The following is a 22216-nucleotide window of genomic DNA, read 5'->3' as shown; positions in this document are numbered from 1 at the left end:
GCCCCTTCCCAGGGCCCGGACCCGTCAGGTCCTCGCTACTGCCGAGGCCCGGACAGCAAGACACAGGAAGAACCCATGACGTTCCAAAGCCTCGGCCTCGCCGCAGAACTTCTCAATGCCGTCGAACAGACCGGCTACACCACGCCCACGCCGGTGCAGATGCAGGCCATTCCCGCCGCCATCGCCGGCCAGGACCTGCTGGTGTCCAGTCACACCGGCAGCGGCAAGACCGCCGCCTTCACCCTGCCCGCGCTGCACAAGATCATTGATCGCCGTCCGGCGCAAGGCGCCGGCCCGCGTGTGCTGGTGCTCACCCCCACGCGTGAGCTTGCGCAGCAGGTCGAGAAGGCCGTGCAGACCTACGGCAAGGCGCTGCGCTGGCTCAATACCGCCTGCCTCGTCGGCGGTGCGCCGATGTTCGCCCAGATCAAGCAGTTGCAGCGCCAGTGCGACGTCGTCGTCGCCACCCCCGGGCGCCTGCTCGACCACCTCAATCGGCGCAAGATCAAGCTGTCGGACGTCGAAGTGCTGATCCTGGACGAGGCCGACCGCATGCTCGACATGGGCTTCGCCGAAGACATCGACGCCATCGTCGCCGCCACCCCGGCCAAGCGCCAGACGCTGCTGTTCTCGGCCACGCTCGATGGCGTCGTAGGCAACCTGGCCTCGCGCCTCACCCGCAACCCGCAGCGCATCGAGATCGAAGTCGCCCAGCAGGACCGCGGCCAGATCGAGCAGCGCCTGATGTTCGCCGACGACCTCGGCCACAAGAGCCGCCTGCTCCACGCCCTGCTCGGCGAGGATGGGATGAACCAGGCGGTGGTGTTCACCGCCACCAAGCGCAGCGCCGACGAACTGTCGCTGTCGCTGCAGGAAAAGGGCATCGCCGCTGCCGCGCTGCACGGCGACATGCACCAGACGCAGCGCAACCGCACGCTCGACCGCCTGCGCCAGGGCCGCATCGGCGTGCTGGTGGCGACCGACGTCGCCGCCCGCGGCATTGACGTCGCCGGCATCAGCCACGTCATCAACTTCGACCCGCCGCGTCAGGCCGAGGACTATGTGCACCGCATCGGCCGCACCGGTCGCGCCGGCCGCGACGGCATCGCCATCACGCTGTCCGGTCCGCGCGAGACCGGCCTCATCCGCGCCATCGAGCGCTTCACCGGCGACCGCCTGGAAGTGCACACCATCGCCGGCATGGAGCCGTCGCCGCGCAAGCCTGCCGGTCCGCGCCCGGCTGGCAGCGGCGGCCGCCGCTTCGGCAGCGGTGGCGGTGGCGGCTACGGACGCCCGGGCGGTGACAGCCGCCGCGGCAGCGGCGGCCAGGGTCGTGACGGCCAGTCGTCCGGCCGCGGCGACCGCGCCTGGGGCGACCGCCGCCCGCGTGGCTGAGCACGCCCTGCTGCGCTAGGCGCGCCGCCCTGTCACGCGCCTAGCGCAGCAGGGCCCCGCCGATTGCCGACTGCATGCCCTTGCGGCCCCCTCCAGCTTCGTGCTGCAGGGGGCCGCGGCCCGTTGACGATCCGGCCCAGCACGCTGGCTGCGGGCACGATCGGCGAGCCGCCCTGTCTGAGCGCATGCAGGCAGATGCGTCGGTACGGGAGGTCGCATGAAGCACATCCTGATCGTCGGTGCGGGCAAGATCGGCATGGTGATCGCCGATCTGCTCGCCGCATGCGGGGACTACGCCATTGCCGTGGCCGACCGCGACGCGGCCGCGATCGAGCGGGCGCGGGCGGAGTTGCCGGCGGCGCAGAGCTTCGTGCTGGACGTCGGCGATGCGGCGGCACTGGCCGCTGCGGTCAAGGGGCGCGATGCGCTGATCGATGCCGGCCCCTTCGACATCGGCGTGGCGCTGGCCGCCGTGGCGGTCGAACTGGGCGTGCACTACCTGAACCTCACCGAGGACATCGCCAGCGCCCGCCGCGTGCGCGAACTCGCCGCCGGCGCGCACAGCGCGCTGATCCCGCAGTGCGGGCTGGCACCCGGCTTCATCTCCATCGTCGCCTACGATCTGGCGTCCCGCTTCGACGAGCTGCTCGACGTGCGCATGCGCGTCGGCGCGCTGCCCAAGTACCCGTCGAACGGCCTCAAGTACAACCTGACCTGGAGTACCGACGGCCTCATCAACGAGTACCTCAACCCTTGCGAGGCCATCGTCGCCGGCGTGCGCCGCGAGATGCCGGCGCTCGAGGAGCTCGAGCACTTCTCGCTCGACGGCGACGACTACGAGGCCTTCAACACCTCGGGCGGGCTGGGCACGCTGTGCGACACCCTCGACGGGCGGGTGCACAACCTCAATTACCGCACCGTGCGCTACCGTGGCCACCGCGACGTCATGAAGCTGCTGCTGCACGACCTGCGTCTGGGCGAGCGGCGTGCGCTGCTCAAGGACATCCTCGAGTCGGCGATTCCGGTGACCATGCAGGACGTGGTGCTGGTGTTCGTCACCGTCAGCGGGCGCCGCGAGGGTCTGCTGATGCAGGAGACCTTCGCCCGCAAGCTGTATGCGCGCGAGGTCAATGGCCGCCTGCGCAGCGCCATCCAGCTCACCACCGCGAGCGCGGCCTGCGCGGCGCTCGACCTGCTTGCCAGCGGCCGCCTGCCGGCACGCGGCTTCGTCCGCCAGGAGGACATCGCCTTCTGTGAATTCGTCAGCAACCGCTTCGGCCGCCACTTCCTGACCGATGGCGAGGAGGTGCGCTGCGCGGCGAGCGGCGTGCTTGCCGCGCCGCCCGCCGGGACCTGACTCCGAGGAGGACACCGATATGTTCAGCGATGCCCGCTTCCTGCCGCTCGGCCTCGCTGCGACCCGCCTGGGCGAGGGTGCCCTGGCGGTCCACAGCCCGATCGACGGCAGCCTGATCGCGCGCCTGGTGCCGCACGACGCCGCCGCCACCGAGGCGGCCGTCGCGCGCAGCGTCGACGCCTTTCGCGCCTGGCGCATGGTGCCGGCACCGCGCCGTGGCGAGCTGGTGCGCCGCTTCGCCGGGCTGCTGCGAGAGCACAAGAGCCTGCTCGGCGAACTGGTGACGCTCGAGTGCGGCAAGATCCGCAGCGAGGGCGAAGGCGAGGTGCAGGAGATGATCGACATCTGCGACTTCGCCGTCGGCCTGTCGCGCCAGCTGCACGGCCTGACCATCGCCTCCGAGCGCCCCGGCCATGCGCTGCGCGAGACCTGGCATCCGCTCGGGCCAGTGGCTATCGTCACCGCCTTCAACTTTCCGGTCGCGGTGTGGGCGTGGAACGCGGCACTTGCGCTGGTGTGCGGCGACAGCCTGGTGTGGAAGCCCTCGGAGCGCACGCCGTTGTGCGCGCTCGCCTGCCAGCACCTGCTGGGGCAGGCCGCAGCGGGCATGGACGAGGTGCCGCCGGGGCTGTCGGCGGTGCTGGTGGGTGGCGCCGAGCGCGCCCTGCAGCTCGCCGACGACCGCCGGGTGGCGCTGTTGAGCGCCACCGGCAGCTGCGCGATGGGGCGCACCCTGGGGCCGCGGGTGGCGCAACGCTTGGGGCGCAGCCTGCTCGAACTGGGCGGCAACAATGCCGCGATCGTCGCGCCCAGCGCCGACCTCGAGCTGGCGCTGCGCGCCATCGTGTTCGGCGCGGTGGGCACGGCCGGCCAGCGCTGCACCAGCACGCGGCGGCTGTTCGTGCATGCCAGCGTGCGCGAGGCGCTGCTGTCGCGGCTGCGCGCGGTCTATGTGCGCCTCGTCGTCGGCGACCCGCGCGCACCGGACACCCTGGTCGGTCCGCTCATCGATCGCGCCGCCTTCGAGCGCATGCAGGCGGCGCTCGCCGGGGCGCGTGCGGCCGGCGCCCGCATCAGCGGCGGCGAGCGCGTGCTGGCGGAGCGCTTCCCGCAGGCCTGGTATGTGCGCCCGGCGCTGGTCGAGCATGGGCCGGCGCGCGTCAACAGCGTCGACGAAGTGTTCGCGCCGCTGCTCAACTGCTTCGAATACACCGCCCTCGACGAGGCGATCGAACGCCACAACGCGGTGCCGCAAGGCCTGGCCTCGGCCATCTTCACAAATGATCTGCGCGAGGCCGAGCGCTTCCTCGCCGCTGCCGGCAGCGACTGCGGCATCGCCAACGTCAATGCCGGCACCAGCGGCGCGGAGATCGGCGGCGCCTTCGGCGGCGAGAAGGACACCGGCGGCGGGCGCGAGGCCGGTGCGGACGCCTGGCGCGCCTATATGCGGCGGCAGACCGCGACGATCAATTTCTCGGCGGCGTTGCCGCTCGCTCAGGGGGTGGCGTTCGAGCTCGACTGAGGGCGGTCGTGGCGCCAGCCGCGCCGTCCGTCGTCGCCGCCGCCCCTGAGCTCGCCATCGCGGCGCAACTCGCGGGCGCGCTCGCGAACCTGCATCGCGGGCGTGTCGCGCCGCTCGCTGGCGCTGGAGCGGCGCTCGCGCTCGGCGGCGTGCTCGCGTGTGCCGTCGCGTCTGCGTTCGGGCAGCGCAGTGTCGCGCGGCGGACCGTCGCGGCGTCCCCACTCACGGCCTTGCCACTCGCGGCGTTCCTCGGCGCGGCGCTGATCGCCGCGACCTTGATCGGCCCGCCGTTCGTCGACACGACGTTGATCGACACGACGTTCATCGACACGACGCTCATCCGCGCGGCGATCGTCCGCCCAGCGACCGCTTTCATGGCGGCGGCCGTCCTCGCGCCAGTCGCGCGTGCGGGGCGGGTGACGCGGGTCGCGCCAGTCCTCGGTGCGGCGCTCGCGCTCGATGTACTGCCGGTGCACGATCGTGCGCGAACGGGTGCCTGGGGGCGCCCAGTAGCCGGGCACCCAGACGTGGCGCGTACCGAGCCAGTTCCAGTAGCCGTCGATCCAGATGTAGCTCGCGACCGGCGGCAGGCCGCGGTATTCGACCCGAGGTGGCGGCGTGACGATGAGCGTGCCGCGATCGTAGTCGTCGTAATAGCCGTAGGGCGCGCCGTAGCCATGGCGCTCGGCCGGCACCACCGCACAGCCGCCGAGCGCCAGCATGGCGCCCGCCAGGCCGGCAAGCAGCCAGGTTCGGGCCTGCGTCGGCCAGGCGCGTGCAGGCGCGTTGCCTAGGCCCGCGTGCGCATGGCCGCTGCCCGGCCCGGCGGGCCGCTCGCTGTGCTGCGCCGTCTGCATCGGCGGCCGGGATTTCATCGGGGTGAGCATGGCGCTGTCCTGCATGGTGGCGGCGGTGTCGAGGCCGGGGCGCCCCGACCCACTGTGGCGGGTCCCTGTCAAGATAGGCCAAGCGCGGCGTGGCGGCTGTATCGGGGGGTAATCAGTTGTAAAGCGAGGTTTCCGGGTGGCCGGCGCTCTTGCGTCGGCGATGGACGGCAGACCCTGTTCCGGTTTCCAATCAGGGTCTTCCGCTCACCACCCCGCGACTGCACAGGAGAGTCCCATGATCCGCAGCACCACCCCGTCCGCCGTCCTTGGTCACTGGATCGATGGCCGCCTGCAGCCCGGCCGCTGCGGCCGCGAGGCCGATGTCTTCGACCCCGCGCTCGGCAGCATGGCGCGCCGCGTCGCGATGGCCTCGGTCGCCGAAGTGGACGCCGCGGTCGCCTCGGCCGCGCAGGCTCAGCCGGCCTGGGGCGACACCGCGCCGCAGCGCCGCGCGCGCGTGCTGTTCCGCATGAAGGAGCTGGTCGAGCGCCATACCGACGAACTCGCCCGGTTGATCACGCGCGAGCATGGCAAGACCTTTCCCGATGCCAAGGGCGAGGTGCATCGCGGCCTGGAGGTGATCGAGTTCGCCTGCGCTGCGCCGCAACTGCTCAAGGGCCAGTACTCGGACAACGTCGGCGGCGGCATCGCCAACTGGAGCCAGCGCATGCCGCTCGGGGTCTGCGCCGGCATCACGCCCTTCAACTTCCCCTTCATGGTGCCGATGTGGATGGCGCCGATGGCGATCGCCTGCGGCAACGCCTTCATCCTCAAGCCCTCCGAGCGCGACCCCTCGCCCTCGCTGCTGATCGCCGAACTGTTCGCCGAGGCCGGCCTGCCCGACGGCGTGTTCAACGTGCTGCAGGGCGACCGCGAGGCGGTCGATGCCCTGCTCGTTCATCCCGACGTCGCTGCGGTGAGCTTCGTCGGCTCGACACCGATCGCCCGCCACATCTACGAGACCGCGGCGCGCATCGGCAAGCGCGCACAGGCCCTGGGTGGCGCGAAGAACCATCTGGTGGTGATGCCCGATGCCGACCTCGATCAGGCCGCCGACGCGCTCATCGGCGCCGCCTACGGCTCGGCAGGCGAGCGCTGCATGGCGATCTCGGTGGCGGTGGCGGTGGGCCACATCGGCGACCCCCTGGTCGAGCGCATCAAGGCGCGGGCGCGGCAGCTCAAGGTCGATGACGGTGAGGCGCCGGGCGCCGACATGGGGCCGGTGGTCAGCGCCGAGGCCAGGGCGCGCATCGAGGGCTATATCGCCGGCGGCGTCGAGGAGGGTGCGCGCCTGGTGCTCGATGGCCGCGGCCTGGTCGTACCGGGGCGCGAGCAGGGCTTCTTCGTCGGCGCCACGCTGTTCGACGAGGTCGGCCCGCAGATGAAGATCTACCGCGAGGAGATCTTCGGGCCGGTGCTGTGCGTGGTACGCGTCGACAGCCTGGACGAGGCGGTGGCGCTGATCAACGGCCACGCTTTCGGCAACGGCGTGTCCTGCTACACCCGTGATGGCGGCATTGCGCACGCGTTCGCGCAGCGCATCCAGGTCGGCATGGTCGGCATCAACGTGCCGATTCCGGTGCCGATGGCCTGGCATTCCTTCGGCGGCTGGAAGCAGAGCCTGTTCGGTGACCACCACGCCTACGGCGAGGAGGGCGTGCGCTTCTACACGCGCTACAAGAGCGTCATGCAGCGCTGGCCCGAGGGCGAGCTGCGCGGGCCGCAGTTCGCGATGCCGGTCAACGGCTGAGGCGCAGGCGCGGGCAGCGCGCAGCGGCGAGTGCCGCCCGCGCTGCTGCGCCAGGATCAGTCCGGAATCGCCGCGCCGTCCGCCACCACCACCGCGAACAGGTCGGCCAGCGCAGCCAGCGCGGCCGATTGCAGGGCGACCGCCTCGACCACACTGCCGTCGGGCGCGGGCAGCGCTCGGGTCGCGGTGGCCGCGGCCGGCACGGTCACCGCATAGCCGAGGTTGAAGGCGCCGCGTGCGGTGGAGTTGATGCACATGTGGGTCATGAAGCCTGTCACCACCAGGTTCTTCACCCCTGCGGCCTTCAGGCGCGCGTCGAGGTCGGTGCCGACGAAGGAGTTCGGGTAGTTCTTCACCACCACCGCCTCATCGGCGGCCGGCGCCACCTTGTCGGCGATCGCGCCGCATTCGGCGCTCGGGTCATAGGGCGAACCGGGGCCGGCGTCGTGCTGGATATGCACCACCGGCACCTTCAGCGCACGCGCACGCGCCAGCAGCCGTGCGCACTCGTCCAGCGCCGGCTCGACGCCGCTCAGCTGCATGACGCCGCTGCGGTAGGTGTTCTGGGCGTCGACGATCACCAGCGCCGATTCGGACAGGCGGGCCGGTGCGGCGGGCAGGCCGGACAGCTGGCGCAGGGTGGTGGATGCAGTGCTCATGGACAGTCTCCTTGTGGTCTTGTGCAACGAGGGCGGCATGCTACAGGTGGCCGTCGCGCTGCGCAAAACGAGCCCTTTCGTGCTGGACGGCCGGTCGCGTCAGCAGATGCGCGGCAGCGCCTCGCCGGCCAGCCAGTCCACCATCCGCCTCCCACCCAGGCGGGTGCGCAACTGCACGAAGTGCTGGGGGTCGGCGCAGACCTCGCCGATGCGCGCGGCCTGCCGTCCGAGCGGGTGGGCGCGCATCGCCGCGAGCAACGGCTCGGCCGCGTCCGCCGCGCAGATCAGCACCAGCTTGCCTTCGTTGGCGACGTTGAGAGGGTCCAGGCCGAGCAGCTCGCAGGCGGCCTGCACCGCAGGCGATAGCGGGATCGCGGCCTCGTCGAGCACCATGCCGACGCCCGACTGGCCGGCGATCTCGTTGAGCGTGCTGGCCAGGCCGCCACGCGTGGGGTCGCGCAGCACATGGATCACGGCCGGCTCCACCGCCGCGTACAGTGCGTCGACCAGGCCATGCAGCGCGGCGCTGTCGGAGCGCAGCTCGGACTCGAAGGCGAGCGCCTCGCGCTGCGCCATGATCGCCATGCCGTGGTCGCCGAGCGTGCCCGACACCAGGATCGCATCGCCCGGGCGCGCCCGCGCGCCGCCCGGATCGCGCCCGGCCGGCAGGGCGCCGATGCCGGTGGTGGTGATGAACACGCCATCGCCCTTGCCGCGCTCGACCACCTTGGTGTCGCCGGTCACCACCGGCACCCCGGCCGCGCGTGAGGCTGCGGCCATCGAGTCCACGATGCGTACCAGCTCGGCGAGGGCAAAGCCCTCCTCGAGGATGAAGCTCGCCGCCAGGTAGAGCGGGCGTGCGCCCATCACCGCGAGGTCGTTGATCGTGCCATGCACGGCCAGGCTGCCGATGTCGCCGCCGGGGAAGAACAGCGGACTCACCACATGGGCGTCGGTCGCCATCACCAGGCGCTCGCCCGCGGCCGGCGCGGGCAGCACGGCGCCGTCGTCGCCGCGGGCCAGGAAGTCGTTGGCGAAGGCGCGCGCGAACAGCTCGGTGATCAGTTGCGCCATCGCCTGGCCGCCGGCGCCGAAGCCGAGATCGACGCGGCCGCGCTTGAGCTCGAGCGGGCGGAGGTAGGCGGGTTTGACGGCGCTCATCGGCTTCTCACGGTGCTGGATCGGGTGGCGTTGCGGGAGGTGTGGCTCATGCCGTCGCCGCCGTGCTCGTGCCGTCGGGCGCCTGCGCCACGGAATCGCGGAAGCGGCCATAGGTGAAGTGCGCGGCACAGGCGCCCTCGGAGGACACCATGCAGGCGCCGAGCGGGGTCTGCGGCGTGCACGCGGTGGCGAACAGGGCGCAGTCGGTCGGGCGTTTGGCGCCGCGCAGGATGGCGGCGCATTCGCAGGCCTTGTGGTCGGCCACCGGGCGGTCCTCGAGGCCGAACTTCGCTTCCGCATCCCAGCGCGCGTACGCGGCGCGGATGCGCAGCGCCGAGCGCGGCAGGCGGCCCAGGCCGCGCCATTCGAAGGCCTCGCGCGGCTCGAAGACCGCGGCCATCAGCGCCTGCGCCTTGCGGTTGCCGTCGCGGCTCACCGCGCGGGTGAATTCGTTCTCGACCGCGCACCGCCCTTCATTGACCTGGCGCACCAGCATCAGGATGGCCTGCATGACGTCGAGCGGCTCGAAACCGGCGATGACGACCGGCGTGCGGTGGCGCTCGGCGACGAATTCGTAGGGCGCGCTGCCGATCACGGTCGACACGTGGGCGGGGCCGACAATGCCGTCCAGGCGCGGGGCGTCGCCCGCGCCGTGCGCGGCGGACGACAGCAGGGCGTCGATCGCCGGCGGCGTCAGCACGTGGTTGCAGATCACGCTGAAGTTGTCGAGCTGCAGCGCCTGCGCCTGGCGGATCAGCACCGCGGTGGGCGGGGTGGTGGTCTCGAAGCCGATGGCGAAGAACACCACTTCGCGCCCGGGCTCGCGCTGCGCCAGCGCCAGCGCATCCGACGCGGAATACACCATGCGCACATCCGCGCCCTGCGCCTTGGCCTTGTGCAGCGACAGGCCGGCGGAGGCCGGCACGCGCAGGCAGTCGCCATAGGTGCACACGATGACTTCCGGTCGCGCCAGCGCCAGGCCGATCGCCATGTCGATGCGGCCGATCGGCAGCACGCACACCGGGCAGCCGGGGCCGTGGATCATGCGCAGGTTCGCCGGCAGCAGGTCGGCGAGGCCGTAGCGCGAGATCGCATGCGTGTGGCCGCCGCAGAACTCCATGAAGGCGTAGTCGCGCCGGGGCTGGGCCTCGTGCGCGATCGCCCGCGCCAGCCCGGCGGCGAGCTGCGGGTCGCGGAACTCGTCGATGTACTTCATGCCGGTGGCGCTCATGGCTGCTTGGCCTGGGACGGCGTGGCCGCGCAGTCGTCCGCCGGCGCCAGCTCGCCGGCAGCGGCGAGCAGGGCCAGGGTTTCGGCGGCCTCGTCGGGGTCGAGCCGGGTCAGCGCGTAGCCCACGTGCACGATCACGTAGTCGCCGACGGCCACGCCGTCGACCAGGGCCAGCGACACCTCCTTGCGGATGCCGCCGAGCTCGACGCGGCAGGCGTCGCCCTCGAGCAGTTCGACGACCAGGGCGGGGATGGCGAGACACATGTTCAGGAATCCTTGCGAGCGAGTTGGTGCCAGGCCACCCAGGCCTGGCCAAGCGCGATGCCGCCGTCGCCGGGCGACAGGCGGCGCGCGCAGAGTACTTCGAAGCCGCGCGCCGCCAGGCCGGCTTCGAGCGCCGCCGACAGGATGCGGTTGTGCATGCAGCCACCGGAAAGCACCACGGTGGCGCAGGGCTGGCCGTCGGCGGCGAGCGCGACCCAGTCGATCAGCGCCGCGGCGAGGGTGGCGTGGAACAGGGCGGCGCCGCGGCCGGGGTCGGTCGTGTCCGCCAGATGCAGCAGCAGCGGGTGGAGGTCGAGCTGCAGCAGGGGAGGCGTCTCAGCGCTGCCCGCACCGGCTTTCGGGGTGGCAGGTCCGCCGGCAGGGGTCGGCGCGGCCTGCGCTGTCGGGGCGTTGGCACCCACTGCGTGGGTAGCCTCCGGCGCCAGGAGCCGCCAGCCCGCGTTCAAGGGATTTGCCGCGCCGTGGGCGCTGGCCAGCGTCTCGAGGGCGATCGCGGCTTCCGCATCGGCCTGCATCACCTCGCACACCCCGAGCAGGCCGGCGGCGGCGTCGAAATGGCGGCCGAGGCTGGAAGTGGGCTGGCACAGCGCAGGGCGCGCCAGCACCTGCGCCAGCATCGCGGCAGCCGGCTGGCGGGCGAAGCGCCGGGCGATGTCGCCACCGCGGCCGCAGGCGTGCAGCAGGGCCGCCGCCATGCGCCAGGGCTCGCGCGCGGCGCGGTCGCCGCCGGGCAGGCGCAGCGGGCGCAGATGGCCGAGGCGCTCGCAGTGTGCGCCGGCGACCTGCAACAGCTCGCCGCCCCAGGCCTGGCCGTCGCTGCCCAGGCCGATGCCGTCGAGCGCCAGGCCGAGCACCGGCCGGACATCGAAGCGGCCATGCTCGGCCAGCACGGCGCCGACATGGGCGTGATGGTGCTGGACGCCGAGCGCCGGCACGCCCAGCCGGGCGGCGGTGGAGAGCGCGACCCGCGTGGAGTGGAAGTCCGGGTGCAGGTCGTGGGCGACGGCCAGCGGGCGATCCGGCGTGGCCGCGAGCAGGGCCGCGACCGCGGGTTCGACTTCGCGGCAGGCCTGCGGCGTATCGAGGTCGCCGAGGTTGGGACTGAACAGGGCGCCCGCGCTGCCGAGCAGGCAGGGGGCGTTCTTGAACCAGGCGCCGAGGGCCAGGATGGGGCGGGTGGGGCCCGGCCCTTCGCCCGCCCAGCGCAGCGGCTGCAGGGCGTGGGTTGCGCCGGGTGCGACGCGGGCGGCCGTGGCAGGGCTCATCGGCCAGCGCTCAGCGGGCAATGCGTCCTGCAAGGAACGCCGGCGCTCATGCGCATGGGCTCGCCGTGGCCGCCGGCGCCGCGGCACGCGCGGCGGCGAGGCCGCGCTCGATCCAGTCCAGCCAGGCGTCCATGCCTTCGCCCTGGGTGGCGGAAGTCAGGATCACCTGCAGCTTCGGGTTGACCCGCCGCGCATAGTCGAGCGCGCGTTCGACGTCGAAGCGCAGGTAGGGCAGCAGGTCGGTCTTGTTGAGCAGCATCAGGTCGGCGGCGGCGAACATGTCGGGGTACTTGAGCGGCTTGTCCTCGCCCTCGGTGACCGACAGGATCACCACCTTGTGCGTCTCGCCGAGGTCGAAGGCGGCCGGGCACACCAGGTTGCCGACGTTCTCGATCAGCAGCAGGCCGCCGCCGGCCAGGGGCAGGCGCGGCAGGGCGCGCGCCACCATGTCGGCGTCGAGGTGGCAGCCCTTGCCGGTGTTTATCTGCAGCGCCGGCACGCCGGTGGCGCGGATGCGCTCGGCGTCGAACTCGGTCTGCTGGTCGCCCTCGATCACCGCGGCGGCGATGCGGCCGGCGAGCGTCTCGAGGGTGCGCACCAGCAGCGAGGTCTTGCCCGAGCCGGGGCTGGACATCAGGTTGAGCGCGAAGATGCCGCGCGCGGCCAGCCAGGCGCGGTTGGCGGCGGCGATGCGGTCGTTCTTGCCCAGGATGTCGCGTTCGATGCGCAGCAGCTGGGCGGGGCTCGGCGCCTCGGCTGCGGTGTCGACGCGCGGGTGGGCGAGACAGGCGCTGGCTGCGAGCGCCGGTGCCGTGCCGACGTCTGTCCGCGCAGGCGCTGGCGCGCGGCCTGCGCTGTCCGCGCCGTCGGAGTTGGTCGTACGCGCCGGGCGCCAGGCGTGCGGCGCGCTCGCGTCAGGCCGGGGCGCAACGCGGCCGCGACCGCCGCCGAACACCGATCCGATCCGCGCCTCCCCGCCGCCACAGCCACAAATGCCGCACATGCTCTGCTCCTGTCTGCCTGGTCCTATTCGACCTCGATGGCCTGCACCCGCATCCGGTCGCCGGCGATGACTTCGAGTCCGTAGTGCGCGCACTGCGGGCAAGGCGCATGGCGCTCGGGCATCGCCACCTCCGCCCCGCAATGGCTGCATCGACCTCGGCCGGCGACGTCGATGATGTCGAGCGCCGCCCCATCGGCGACGGAGCCCGCCAGCACCGCATCGAGGCAGAAGCGCAGCGCATCGGTTTCGACGGCGGCCAGTTGGCCGATCTCCAGCACGATCCGGCCCACCTTGCGAGCCTTCTCGGCTGCCGCCGTCTGTTCGACGATCTCGAGGATGCCTTCGGCGAGCGACAGTTCATGCATGGTGGTGGGGTCGCATGGGCATGCTAAAGTCCGCGGGTCAAAAAAAGCGTGATCAGCGGCCTGCAGCCCTGCCGCGCCCGCTGTGGTGCAGTGCCGGAGCCCGCGGTGGGCTCGTCGCGCAGGCCTAGCAGAACGGAGTTTACCCCATGGCCCGACCTTATCTTCAGCTCGCGGTGATTGCCCACCTGCTGGGCGGCTGCGCGATGCTCGGCATGGCGACCGACCCGGCCGACGCCCCGCGCGCGGTGCTCGAGCTCGACCCGCAGCCAGCCCTGCAATACCGCTGTGGCGAGCAAGTGCTGAGCCTGCGCCATTTCGGCGAGCTGGCGACGCTGAGCATCGGCGAGCGCAACTTCACGATGCGCCCCGAGCGCAGCGCCTCGGGGGCGAAGCTGGTCGCGGTCGATGACGAATCGACCACCTTCTGGAGCAAGGGCGATGCGGCGATGTTCGAGCTTGCCGGCGTCGCCCAGCCGGAATGCCGCCTGGTGGCGGACAAGCCCTTGTTCCGCGCGGTCGGCAACGAGCCCGGCTGGCGCCTGGACGTGACCGCCGCGGGGCTGAACCTGAGCATGGATTACGGTGAGACGCGCGTGTTTGCGCCAAGTCCACTGGTCATCGACGCCGCCGGGGCGCGCAGCTACCAAGCGATGTCGGCGGGCGGCGAGCTGAGCGTGCTGGTCTTCGAGCGGCTCTGTGTCGACAGCATGAGCGCCATGAACCACCCCAACACGGTCGAGGTGCGCTGGCAGGACCGCGTGCTGCGCGGCTGCGGTGGCGAACCTGCCAGCCTGCTGCAGGGCGAGCCGTGGCAGGTGGTGGACATCGACGGCCGCGCGGTGAGCGACCCGCAGCGTGTCACGCTCGCCTTCGGCGCCGATGGCCGCGCGGGCGGGCTGGCTGCGTGCAACCGCTACAACGGCAGCTATGTGCTGTCGGGCGAGGGCCTGCGCCTGGGGCCGTTCGCCAGCACCAAGATGGCCTGCGCCCCCGCCGCGATGGACGAGGAGGCGCGCTTTCATGCGACGCTCGAGCGCGTCACCCGCTTCGGTGTGGACGAAGCGGGCGCGCTGCTGCTGTATGCAGGCGACGCCGTCGTGATGCGAGCCCGTCGCTGATGCGTCTCGCCACTGAAACCCAAGCTGGAACAACGATGCCCTTGCGTAACACCTTGGCGAGCCCTGTCTCCCTTTTCCGCCTTGCCCTGCCCCACCACGCTTTGTCCCGCCTCGCCGGTTCGCTACTCCTTGTCGGCCTGCTGGCCGGCTGCGAGTACAAGCCGCCGGCCAGCGAAGCCCCGCCTGCGCCAGTGCTGAGCCCGGAGCAGGCAGCCGAACGCGAGCGCGCACGCCAGGCCGCGCAGGCAGCCCAAGACGCGCGCGAGCAGGCCTTGCTGGCGCGTTACCAGATCGCGGGCGACGGCACGGTGACCGACACCGAGACCGGCCTGACCTGGATGCAGTGCAGCCTCGGCCAGAGCTGGAGCGAAGGCCGCTGCCAGGGCGAGGCCAAGCTGTTCAGCTGGACGCATGCGCTGCGTGCGGCCGAGGGCTTCGAGTTCGCCGGCCACGCCGACTGGCGGCTGCCGACCCAGCCCGAGCTGCTGACCCTGGTGTATTGCAGCAGCGGCCGGCGCAACACGGTGAATGCGGAAGGCTACGGCGGCAGCTGCGCCGGCGACTACAGCAAGCCCACGCTGCTCACCGCGGCCTTCCCGGACACGCCAGCAGGCAACTTCTGGACCTCGACGCCGCACGAGCGCTATGGCTACGCATCCTGGGGCGTGGCCTTCGGCAGCGGCGCGACCGGTATCGGCACCCACACCGACTACACCCACGCGCGCCTGGTGCGCGGCACCTTGCGCGCCAGCCAATAGGCAAACGCGAAGCACCCTTGCAAGAAAAGGCGCCGCACCTGTTGCCAGGGCGGCGCCTCGATCTTGTACGCGTCCGTGCGGATGCGGTGTGCGGGTCTTGTCTCAGCGCTTGGCGGCGCGTGCGGCCTCGACCTCTTCCGCACGCAGGCGCGCAGCGAGCTTGTCCATCACGCCGTTGACGAACTTGTGGCCGTCGGTGCCGCCGTAGCCCTTGGCCAGCTCGATCGACTCGTTGATCACCACCCGGTAGGGGGTGTCGATGTTGTGGCGCAGCTCGTAGCTGCCGAGCAGCAGGATGGCGTGCTCGATCGGCGACAGCTCGGCAAGCGGGCGCGACAGCAGCGGCTCGAAGCAGCCGCGCAGTTCGTCGGCGCTGCCGATCGCACCACGCAGCAGGGTGACGAAGAGCTCGCGATCGGTGCGCTCCAGGCTCTCGCTCTCCGATTCCAGATGGCGCTGCACGGTGGCCATCGAGTTGCCCGACAGCAGCCACTGGTACACGCCCTGCAGCGCCATCTCGCGCGCGCGGCGGCGCGCCATCTTGCTGGTCGGGTTGGGGCTGGCAGGGGCGCTGCCTGAGGGGCTGCCCGCGCCTTCGGCCGGCGCGTTGTGCTCGGATTCGTTCATCGCACCACCTTCAGCAGGTTGGCCATCTCGACCGCGGCGCGGGCGCAGTCGGCGCCCTTCTCGCGCATGCGCGAGATCGCCTGGTCGTCGTCCTCGGTCGTCAGCACGCCATTGGCGATCGGCAGGCCGGTGTCGAGGCCGACGCGGGTCACGCCGGCGCCCATCTCGTTGGAGACGAGCTCGAAGTGATAGGTCTCGCCGCGGATCACCGCGCCGAGCGCGACCAGCGCGTCGTACTTGCCGCTCCTGGCCATGGTCTGCAGCACCAGCGGGATCTCGAGCGCACCCGGCACGGTGACGATGCGGATGTCGCCCTTGGCCACGCCCAGCTGCAGCAGCTCGTCGGTGCAGGCCGACAGCAGGCCTTCGCAGATGTCGAGGTTGAAGCGCGCCATGACGATGCCGACGCGCACGCCGGCACCATTGAAGCTGGGGTCGATCTCGGCGACGCCGTCGTAGCGGGCGCCCTGGCGGGCGTTTTCGGGTTGGTTGCGTTGCATGCGGTTCTCTTTGATTCGGTCAGTTCTTGTCGACGAAGCCGGTGATCTCGAGCCCGAAGCCGGTCATGCTCGGAATCTTGCGCGGGCTGGCGAGCAGACGCATCTTGCCGACGTTGAGCGCGCGCAGGATCTGGGCGCCGACGCCGAACAGGCGCGCGTCCCACTTTACCGGACGGTCCTGGGTGCCGTTGAGGTTGGCGAGCAGCTCGCGGCCCGACATCGGCCGGTAGAGCAGCACGATCACGCCGGCCTCCGCCGCGGCGAGGGTCGCCAGCGAGTCGTTCACCGGAAAGCTGTGGCGGCCGCTCGCCGGGTCAAGGAAGTCGACCACCGAGATCGGCTCATGCACCCGCACCAGGGTCTCGCGTTCGGGGGCGATGTCGCCGCGCGACAGCGCAAAATGCACGTCGCCCGAGGTCTTGTCCTCGAAGGCCGACAGGCGGAAGCTGCCGTGGGCGGTGTCGACGTCCTTCTCGCTGACCTTCTCGACCAGGTGCTCGGTGGCGGCGCGGTATTCGATGAGGTCGCGGATGGCGCCGATCTTGAGATCGTGTTGCTTGCCGAACTCGATCAGGTCGGGCAGGCGCGCCATGGTGCCATCGTCCTTCAGGATCTCGCAGATCACCGAGGCGGGCTCCAGGCCGGCGAGCTGGGCGAGGTCGCAGCCGGCTTCGGTGTGGCCGGCGCGGATCAGCACGCCGCCCTTCTGCGCGGTGAGCGGGAAGATGTGGCCGGGGGTGACGATGTCCTCCGGCCTGGCGTGGCGGCCGACGGCGACCTGCACGGTGCGCGCGCGGTCGTGGGCCGAGATGCCGGTGGTGACGCCGGTGGCGGCCTCGATCGAGACGGTGAAGGCCGTGCCATGCGGGGTGCGGTTGTCACGCACCATCTGCTGCAGGCCGAGCTGGCGGCAGCGCTCGTCGGTGAGCGTGAGGCAGATCAGGCCGCGGCCGTGCTTGGCCATGAAGTTGATCGCTTCCGGCGTGACGAATTCGGCCGCCATCACGAGGTCGCCCTCGTTCTCGCGGTCTTCCTCGTCGACCAGGATGACCATCCTGCCGGCCTTGATGTCGGCGATGATCTCGGTAATCGGCGCGAGTGCGCTCATGCTGTGTCCTCTGTATGGGTTCTTGCGGGCCGTGCGGCGTGGCATGGGGGCGGGGCGGTGGCGATCAGGCCTGTGCCGCCGCGTCCCGCTTCCACTCGAGCATGCGCTCGACGTAGCGGGCGATGAGGTCGATTTCCAGGTTGACCGTGCTGCCGGCGGCGAGGTGCTTCAGGTTGGTCATCGCCACCGTGTGCGGGATCAGGTTGATCCAGAAGTCGCGGCCCTCGACACGGTTCACGGTCAGGCTCACGCCATTGACCGTGATCGACCCCTTCTTCGCGATGTAGCCGGCGATCGCCGCCGGGGCGCGGATCACCAGCTCGTGGCTCTCGCCCACCGGTTCGAAGCTCACCACCTCGCCGACGCCATCGACGTGGCCGGTGACCAGGTGGCCGCCCAGACGGTCGGCCAGGCGCAGCGCCTTCTCCAGGTTCACCGCGTTGCCCACCGCGTCCAGGCCCACGGTGCAGTTCAGCGTCTCGCGCGAGACGTCGTACTTGAGCCGCGCGCCGTTCATCTCGACCACGGTCAGGCACACGCCGCTGTGCGCGATGCTGTCGCCGACGATGACGTCCGTGAGGTCCAGGCCGTTGGTGTCGACGGTGAGGCGGATGCCGTCCGCGAGCGGCTCGATGTGTTCGATGCGGCCGACGGCCGCGACGATGCCGGAGAACATGAAGGGTTTGAACCGAAAGGGGAAAGGCGGGATTGTAGGGGAAAAACCCCGGCCTCGCTCAGAGCGCCCGATCCAGCACCGTGGCGAATGGCTCCGCCTTCATGAAGCCCACCACGCGCAGGCCCGCGCGCTCCTGGCCCGCCGCGTCGAAGAAGATGATGCCTGGCGGGCCGAACAGGCCGAAGCGCTTGAGCAGCGCCTTGTGTTCGTCGTTGTTGGCGGTGACGTCGGCCTTGAGCAGCAGCATCTGGCCCATGCGCTCGGCCACGCGCGCGTCGCTGAAGGTGAAGCGCTCCATCTCCTTGCACGACACGCACCAGTCGGCATAGAAGTCGAGCATCACCGGGCGGTCGGTGCTGGCCAGACGCGCGTCCAGCTCGGCGATGGAGTCCACCTTCTCGAACTGCGGCACATTGACTGCCGCGCCCTGCGCGCGCAGTACCGACAGGGGCTGCAGCGGGTCGCGCGAGCCGGCGAGCGCACCCACCAGGATCGCCGCGCCGGCCAGCAGCAGCACCACGCCAACCCCCTTCCAGAAGCGCTGCCAGCCCTTGGCGTTGTGCGGCAGCGGGTCGATGGCGTGCAGGAAGATGGCCGAGAACAGCAGCAGCGCCGCCCAGCCCAGCATCATCGCCAGCGGCGGGATCACCGGGGTGATCATCCACAGCGCCACCGCCAGCAGCATCACGCCGAAGGCCTTCTTGACGCCTCCCATCCACGGTCCGACCTTCGGCAGCAGGCTGCGCGAGGCCACGCCCACGGCCAGCAGCGGCGCGCCCATGCCCAGGCCCATGACGAACAGCGCCCAGCCGCCCAGCACCGCATCGCCGGTCTGGGCGATGTAGAGCAGGGCGCCGGCCAGCGGCGCGGCCACGCAGGGGCCGACGATCAGCGCCGACAGCACGCCCATCACGGTCACGCCGCCCAGGCTGCCGCCCTTGCCGTGGCTGGCGGTGGTGGCGAGCCGGCTCTGCAGCGCGGTGGGCAGCTGCAGCTCGTAGAAGCCGAACATCGACAGCGACAGCAGCACGAACAGCAGCGCGAAGGCGCTCAGCACCCAGACGTTCTGCAGGGCGGCGGTCAGCATCGTGCCCGACAGGCCGGCGGCGACGCCTGCCAGCGCATAGGTCGCCGCCATGCCCAGCACGTAGGCCAGCGACAGCACGAAGGCGCGCATGTGCGAGACCTTGTGCCCCTGGCCGACGATGATGCCCGACAGGATGGGGATCATCGGGAAGGTGCAGGGGGTGAAGGCGAGCAGCAGGCCGAAGCCGAAGAAGCTCAGCAGGATCAGCGGCACGCTGGCGCCCGACAGCAGGCGGGCGATGTCGCCGGTCTCGTCGCTGGAGACGCTGCTGGCGGACGAACCGGCCGTGCCGGACATGGCTGCGGCCGGCGCACCGCCCCCCAGCACGCTGTCGAGGAAGCCACCGCTGCGCCCGGTGGGCGGGGCGCTCAGGTCGATGGCGACCTGCTGCGTCGTGGGCGGATAGCAGATGCCGCCGTCCCAGCAGCCCTGGCTGGTGACGAAGAGCTCGAAGCGGGTGAGGCCTTCCGGCGCCTGCACCGGCAACAGGATGCGCAACTCGCCGCGGTGGGTCTCCACCTCGCCGAAGAAGTCGTCCTTGTGCCGCTTGCCGGCGGGCTTGTCGGGCGTGCCGAACTGCACCGAATCCGGCTCGGCTTCGAAACGGAACTTGTCACCGTAGAGGTAGTAGTCCTTGGTGACGCTGAAGATCACCTCCACCGTCTGCGCATCGAGCGCCTGGGCGCGCATCGCAAAGGCCTTCTCGGGCGCGATCGGGTTGGCGTGGGCGGCAGGAGCGAGCGTGAGCACGCTTGCGACGAGGCTCGCCAACAGGGCGAGGAGGCCGATCAGGCGGTGCAGGGCGTGGGGCGAGAGGGCGGTGACGGACATCGAGACGGGGCGGGAAAGTGTGCGGGAGCGCGTGGCGCGGCCAGGCGCGGCATTCGTGGTGTGTGTGTGGCAGTCGTGGCGGCGAAATCGCGGTGTAGGGGCCCGAATCCCCGCTTCAAGATGAGACCAGCCGGGTTTCCGTGCCGACCCAGGCGAGGTAGGCATCGAGGCCGCGCTCCACAGGGACCGCCACGATCTCGGGAAGTTCGTAGGGGTGGCGGGCGCGGATCGCGGCCTCGAGCGCCGCATAGCGCGCGGCCGTCGTCTTCAGCAGCACGGGCACTTCCGGCGCGGTCTCGATCGCACCCCGCCAGCGATAGACCGAGGTGCACGGCGCCAGCACGTTGGCGCAGGCGACCAGCCGGGCTTCCACCAGCGCCGTGGCGAGCGCGGTGGCGGTGTCGTGGTCGGGCAGGTTGGTGAGGACGAGCAGCACGCGGGTGTCGTCGTCCACCGTCGGGCTTGCAGTCATCGTCGTCGGCAATGGGGGAAACGCCGGCATTCTTGCAGAAACCGCCCGTCTTTGATCTGCGCAGGATCAAGCGGGGCGCTCATGGCGCGGTCGCGATCCGTCCCGCCAGGCTCAGCGCATCACCCTCCACGCGCATCACGATGAGCTCGCCCGAGGCCGGGAACACGCCCGTCAGCGCGGTGATGTTGACCTGATGGGTCACCAGCACCAGCGGCGTGCCGGCCTCGGACTGCTCGGCGATCAGGGCGCGGGCGGCGCGGGTCTGATCCGCCTCTTCGCCGCGCCTGCCGAAGGAGGAATTGAGCGCCGGGTGGGGCCTGACCTCGCCCAGCGCCAGCTCGCGCGCAGTGTCCAGGCAGCGGCACCACTGGCTGGAGAACACCGCCGCCGCCGCGATGCCGTTGGCGCGGAAGCGCTCGCCGATGGCCCGCGCCTGGGCGCGGCCTGCGGCCGACAGATTGCGCTGGGTGCGGCAGTCATCCACGCGAAAGCCCGGCGGGTCGCCCGTGCCGGGCGCCAGCGCGTGGCGCATCAGCGCCACATGCCCGCCCTCGCGCAGCGCCGCCCACAGCGCGGCCTCCTGCGCCGACGCATCGGCAAGGGCGGCTGTGGGCGACAGGGGAAGGAGCAGGACCAGGACGAGGAGCAGCGGTCTCATGAGCAGGCACCGTCAGGAAAGGGCTGGGACCGCAAATGGACCATCCCGCAGGGCGGAAGTGCCAGCGCGGTGGACGGGCCGCGCCCGTGCGCGTCCCGGCGAAGCCGGCCGGGATCATTGTCGCGCCCGCGCCTCGCCGCTATGCTCGAAGCGACTGCCGCCCCGATGCCCAGCGAGGAATGCCATGAACCTGCCCCAGCCCCAGATCCCCTTCGGGCCCGATGATTACCTGGCCTGGGAACAGGACCAGCCCGGCCGCAACGAATATGTGGACGGCGAGGTCTTCGCCATGAGCGGCGCATCGGATGCGCATGCGACCGTCGCCTTGAACATCGCCGCCACCTTGCTGGCAGCATTGCGCGGCAGCCCCTGCAAGCCCTTCATCGCCGACATGAAGGTCCGCGTCGAGGTGGCCAACAGCTTCTTCTACCCCGACGTCCTCGTCACCTGCGATGCGCGCGACCGCAGCCCCGAGGCCAGCCACGTCAAGCAGCATCCGGCGCTCGTCGTCGAGGTGCTGTCGCCGAGCACCGAGGCCTACGACCGCGGCAACAAGTTCGCCGCCTACCGCACGCTGGTCTCTCTGAAGGAATACGTGCTGGTCTCGATCGAAGCGCGTCGCATCGAGGTCTTTCGCCGCGACGATAGCGGCCACTGGGTGCTCTATCCCTTTGCCGGCGACGAGACGCTGGAACTCACCAGCGTGGGCCTGCGCTGCCCGGTGGCCGAGCTGTTCGAAGGTGTGGAGGGCGTCGAAGGCGCCGAAGCCGTAGAGGGCGTCTAAGGCGAACAGGGGCCCGTGTAGCGCCGCGCCTTCACAGCGTGCGCCTTCACACCGACTTGTGCGTGCCGTCGCAGTACGGGGCGTTGGCCGTGTGCTTGCAGCCGCACAGGAAGACGGTGCCGGCCTGCTCGGCGGTGAAGGCCGTCGGGCTGAAGCCGGTGCCCTTGTGCGAACCGTCGCAGAAGGGCTGGTTCTTGCTGTTGCCGCAGGCACACCAGAAGTACTTCTTGCCCGCCTCGACTTCGACGGCGTAAGGCGCTTTCTGGGCGATGTGGGGGGCGGGCTTGTCGGTCATGGTCCTGTCTCCGTCGGGGTGCAAGGCGATTCGCCGTGGCTAGATCGCGTGCGGCGCGAAGGCCTGCAGATCGCCCGGCTTGCGCAGCATCTTGTCGACATCGGCGAGGTGCATTTCCTCGGCATGGATCATCTGGCGCGAGAACTCCTCGAGCGCCACCGAACGGCCTTCGACCAGCGCCAGCAACTCGCGGTACAGCGCCAGCGCCTGGCGCTCGGTCTCCAGTGATTCGCGCAGGATCGCGCCGACGTCGTGCTGGTGCGAGTCGAGCAGCGGCCCGATGGCGAGCGAGGGATAGGCGCCGAGCGTGGTGATCCACTCGCCGGCCTGGCGCGCGTGCAGCAGCGACTCGTCGGCCTGGGCGTTGAGCCAGGACACGATGGGGATGCGGCCGAAGCCGAAGACGAGGAAGGCGTAATGCGT

The 22216-nt window shown here is 71.1% G+C and carries 24 protein-coding genes; 7 read left to right on the top strand and 17 right to left on the bottom strand.

Features of this window, described 5'->3' with window-relative positions:
* The first annotated feature begins 75 nt into the window (after positions 1-75).
* The 3 genes from PLC66_RS09015 (at position 76) to amaB (ending at position 4274) form a co-directional block, all read left to right on the top strand.
* Complete coding sequence (locus tag PLC66_RS09015; RefSeq protein ID WP_324539533.1) at positions 76-1395, top strand: DEAD/DEAH box helicase; 1320 nt, start codon at positions 76-78, stop codon at positions 1393-1395.
* A 217-nt stretch (positions 1396-1612) separates the two neighbouring features.
* Positions 1613-2752, top strand: coding sequence for a saccharopine dehydrogenase family protein (locus PLC66_RS09010; protein ID WP_324539531.1), 1140 nt, complete (start codon positions 1613-1615; stop codon positions 2750-2752).
* A gap of 19 nt (positions 2753-2771) precedes the next feature.
* Positions 2772-4274: an L-piperidine-6-carboxylate dehydrogenase gene (gene amaB / locus PLC66_RS09005; RefSeq protein WP_324539529.1), complete on the top strand. Its 1503-nt coding sequence runs from the start codon at positions 2772-2774 to the stop codon at positions 4272-4274.
* On the opposite strand, the gene PLC66_RS09000 is transcribed toward amaB, so the two are convergent.
* Positions 4247-5161: a hypothetical protein gene (locus PLC66_RS09000; protein ID WP_324539527.1), complete on the bottom strand. Its 915-nt coding sequence runs from the start codon at positions 5159-5161 to the stop codon at positions 4247-4249. The two genes, amaB and PLC66_RS09000, sit on opposite strands and share 28 nt — an antisense overlap.
* 235 nt (positions 5162-5396) lie before the next feature.
* Between PLC66_RS09000 and PLC66_RS08995 the strand changes: the two genes are divergently transcribed.
* Entirely contained in the window at positions 5397-6911 is a 1515-nt protein-coding gene (locus tag PLC66_RS08995; protein ID WP_324539525.1) for a CoA-acylating methylmalonate-semialdehyde dehydrogenase, read from the top strand.
* Between the two features lie 56 nt (positions 6912-6967).
* Here the strand turns inward: PLC66_RS08995 and PLC66_RS08990 are convergent, their stop codons facing one another.
* The 7 genes from PLC66_RS08990 to hypA form a co-directional block, all read right to left on the bottom strand.
* Entirely contained in the window at positions 6968-7570 is a 603-nt protein-coding gene (locus PLC66_RS08990; RefSeq protein WP_324539523.1) for a cysteine hydrolase family protein, read from the bottom strand.
* Positions 7571-7669: 99 nt separating this feature from the next.
* A complete protein-coding gene (hypE, locus tag PLC66_RS08985) occupies positions 7670-8731 on the bottom strand; it encodes a hydrogenase expression/formation protein HypE (RefSeq protein WP_324539522.1) in 1062 nt (353 codons plus the stop codon).
* A 46-nt stretch (positions 8732-8777) separates the two neighbouring features.
* Positions 8778-9947 (bottom strand): hydrogenase formation protein HypD, encoded by a 1170-nt coding sequence (hypD, locus tag PLC66_RS08980; protein ID WP_324539641.1) that lies wholly within the window; start codon positions 9945-9947, stop codon positions 8778-8780.
* Positions 9948-9958: 11 nt separating this feature from the next.
* Entirely contained in the window at positions 9959-10225 is a 267-nt protein-coding gene (locus PLC66_RS08975) for a HypC/HybG/HupF family hydrogenase formation chaperone (protein WP_324539520.1), read from the bottom strand.
* 2 nt (positions 10226-10227) lie between these two features.
* Positions 10228-11511: a Kae1-like domain-containing protein gene (locus PLC66_RS08970; RefSeq protein ID WP_324539518.1), complete on the bottom strand. Its 1284-nt coding sequence runs from the start codon at positions 11509-11511 to the stop codon at positions 10228-10230.
* A 46-nt stretch (positions 11512-11557) separates the two neighbouring features.
* Entirely contained in the window at positions 11558-12514 is a 957-nt protein-coding gene (gene hypB / locus PLC66_RS08965; RefSeq protein WP_324539516.1) for a hydrogenase nickel incorporation protein HypB, read from the bottom strand.
* Positions 12515-12537: 23 nt separating this feature from the next.
* A complete protein-coding gene (gene hypA, locus PLC66_RS08960; RefSeq protein WP_324539514.1) occupies positions 12538-12879 on the bottom strand; it encodes a hydrogenase maturation nickel metallochaperone HypA in 342 nt (113 codons plus the stop codon).
* A gap of 146 nt (positions 12880-13025) precedes the next feature.
* Here hypA and PLC66_RS08955 point away from each other — a divergent pair, with 146 nt between their 5' ends.
* Positions 13026-13997, top strand: coding sequence for an META domain-containing protein (locus PLC66_RS08955; protein ID WP_324539512.1), 972 nt, complete (start codon positions 13026-13028; stop codon positions 13995-13997).
* Between the two features lie 35 nt (positions 13998-14032).
* Complete coding sequence (locus PLC66_RS08950; protein WP_324539510.1) at positions 14033-14755, top strand: Lcl C-terminal domain-containing protein; 723 nt, start codon at positions 14033-14035, stop codon at positions 14753-14755.
* 102 nt (positions 14756-14857) lie between these two features.
* Here PLC66_RS08950 and nusB read toward each other — a convergent pair whose 3' ends face one another.
* The 7 genes from nusB to PLC66_RS08915 all read right to left on the bottom strand — a co-directional run bounded on the left by nusB (position 14858) and on the right by PLC66_RS08915 (position 20714).
* Positions 14858-15382 (bottom strand): transcription antitermination factor NusB, encoded by a 525-nt coding sequence (nusB, locus tag PLC66_RS08945; protein ID WP_324539508.1) that lies wholly within the window; start codon positions 15380-15382, stop codon positions 14858-14860.
* Entirely contained in the window at positions 15379-15882 is a 504-nt protein-coding gene (gene ribH / locus PLC66_RS08940; protein ID WP_324539506.1) for a 6,7-dimethyl-8-ribityllumazine synthase, read from the bottom strand. Before ribH ends, nusB begins: the two co-directional genes overlap by 4 nt.
* Before the next feature lie 19 nt (positions 15883-15901).
* A complete protein-coding gene (ribBA, locus tag PLC66_RS08935) occupies positions 15902-16990 on the bottom strand; it encodes a bifunctional 3,4-dihydroxy-2-butanone-4-phosphate synthase/GTP cyclohydrolase II (protein ID WP_324539504.1) in 1089 nt (362 codons plus the stop codon).
* A 64-nt stretch (positions 16991-17054) separates the two neighbouring features.
* Entirely contained in the window at positions 17055-17666 is a 612-nt protein-coding gene (locus PLC66_RS08930; protein WP_324539502.1) for a riboflavin synthase, read from the bottom strand.
* A 58-nt stretch (positions 17667-17724) separates the two neighbouring features.
* A complete protein-coding gene (gene dsbD / locus PLC66_RS08925; RefSeq protein WP_324539500.1) occupies positions 17725-19584 on the bottom strand; it encodes a protein-disulfide reductase DsbD in 1860 nt (619 codons plus the stop codon).
* 115 nt (positions 19585-19699) lie between these two features.
* A complete protein-coding gene (gene cutA / locus PLC66_RS08920; protein WP_324539498.1) occupies positions 19700-20056 on the bottom strand; it encodes a divalent-cation tolerance protein CutA in 357 nt (118 codons plus the stop codon).
* Positions 20057-20135: 79 nt separating this feature from the next.
* Entirely contained in the window at positions 20136-20714 is a 579-nt protein-coding gene (locus tag PLC66_RS08915) for a histidine phosphatase family protein (RefSeq protein ID WP_324539496.1), read from the bottom strand.
* Positions 20715-20898: 184 nt separating this feature from the next.
* On the opposite strand from PLC66_RS08915, the gene PLC66_RS08910 reads away from it, so the two are divergent.
* Positions 20899-21498, top strand: coding sequence for a Uma2 family endonuclease (locus PLC66_RS08910; protein WP_324539494.1), 600 nt, complete (start codon positions 20899-20901; stop codon positions 21496-21498).
* 46 nt (positions 21499-21544) lie between these two features.
* Here PLC66_RS08910 and PLC66_RS08905 read toward each other — a convergent pair whose 3' ends face one another.
* Positions 21545-21793, bottom strand: a complete 249-nt coding sequence (locus PLC66_RS08905) for a CDGSH iron-sulfur domain-containing protein (protein WP_324539492.1) — start codon at positions 21791-21793, stop codon at positions 21545-21547.
* A 39-nt stretch (positions 21794-21832) separates the two neighbouring features.
* Positions 21833-22216, bottom strand: a 384-nt coding sequence (locus tag PLC66_RS08900) for a ferritin-like domain-containing protein (protein ID WP_324539490.1), incomplete at its 5' end; no start/stop codon positions are given.

Source organism: Thauera sp. (genome assembly GCF_035444905.1).
Taxonomy (GTDB): Bacteria; Pseudomonadota; Gammaproteobacteria; order Burkholderiales; family Rhodocyclaceae; genus Thauera.
Note: the sequence above shows the minus strand (reverse complement) of the source record. Positions and strands in the feature narration are given on the sequence as shown.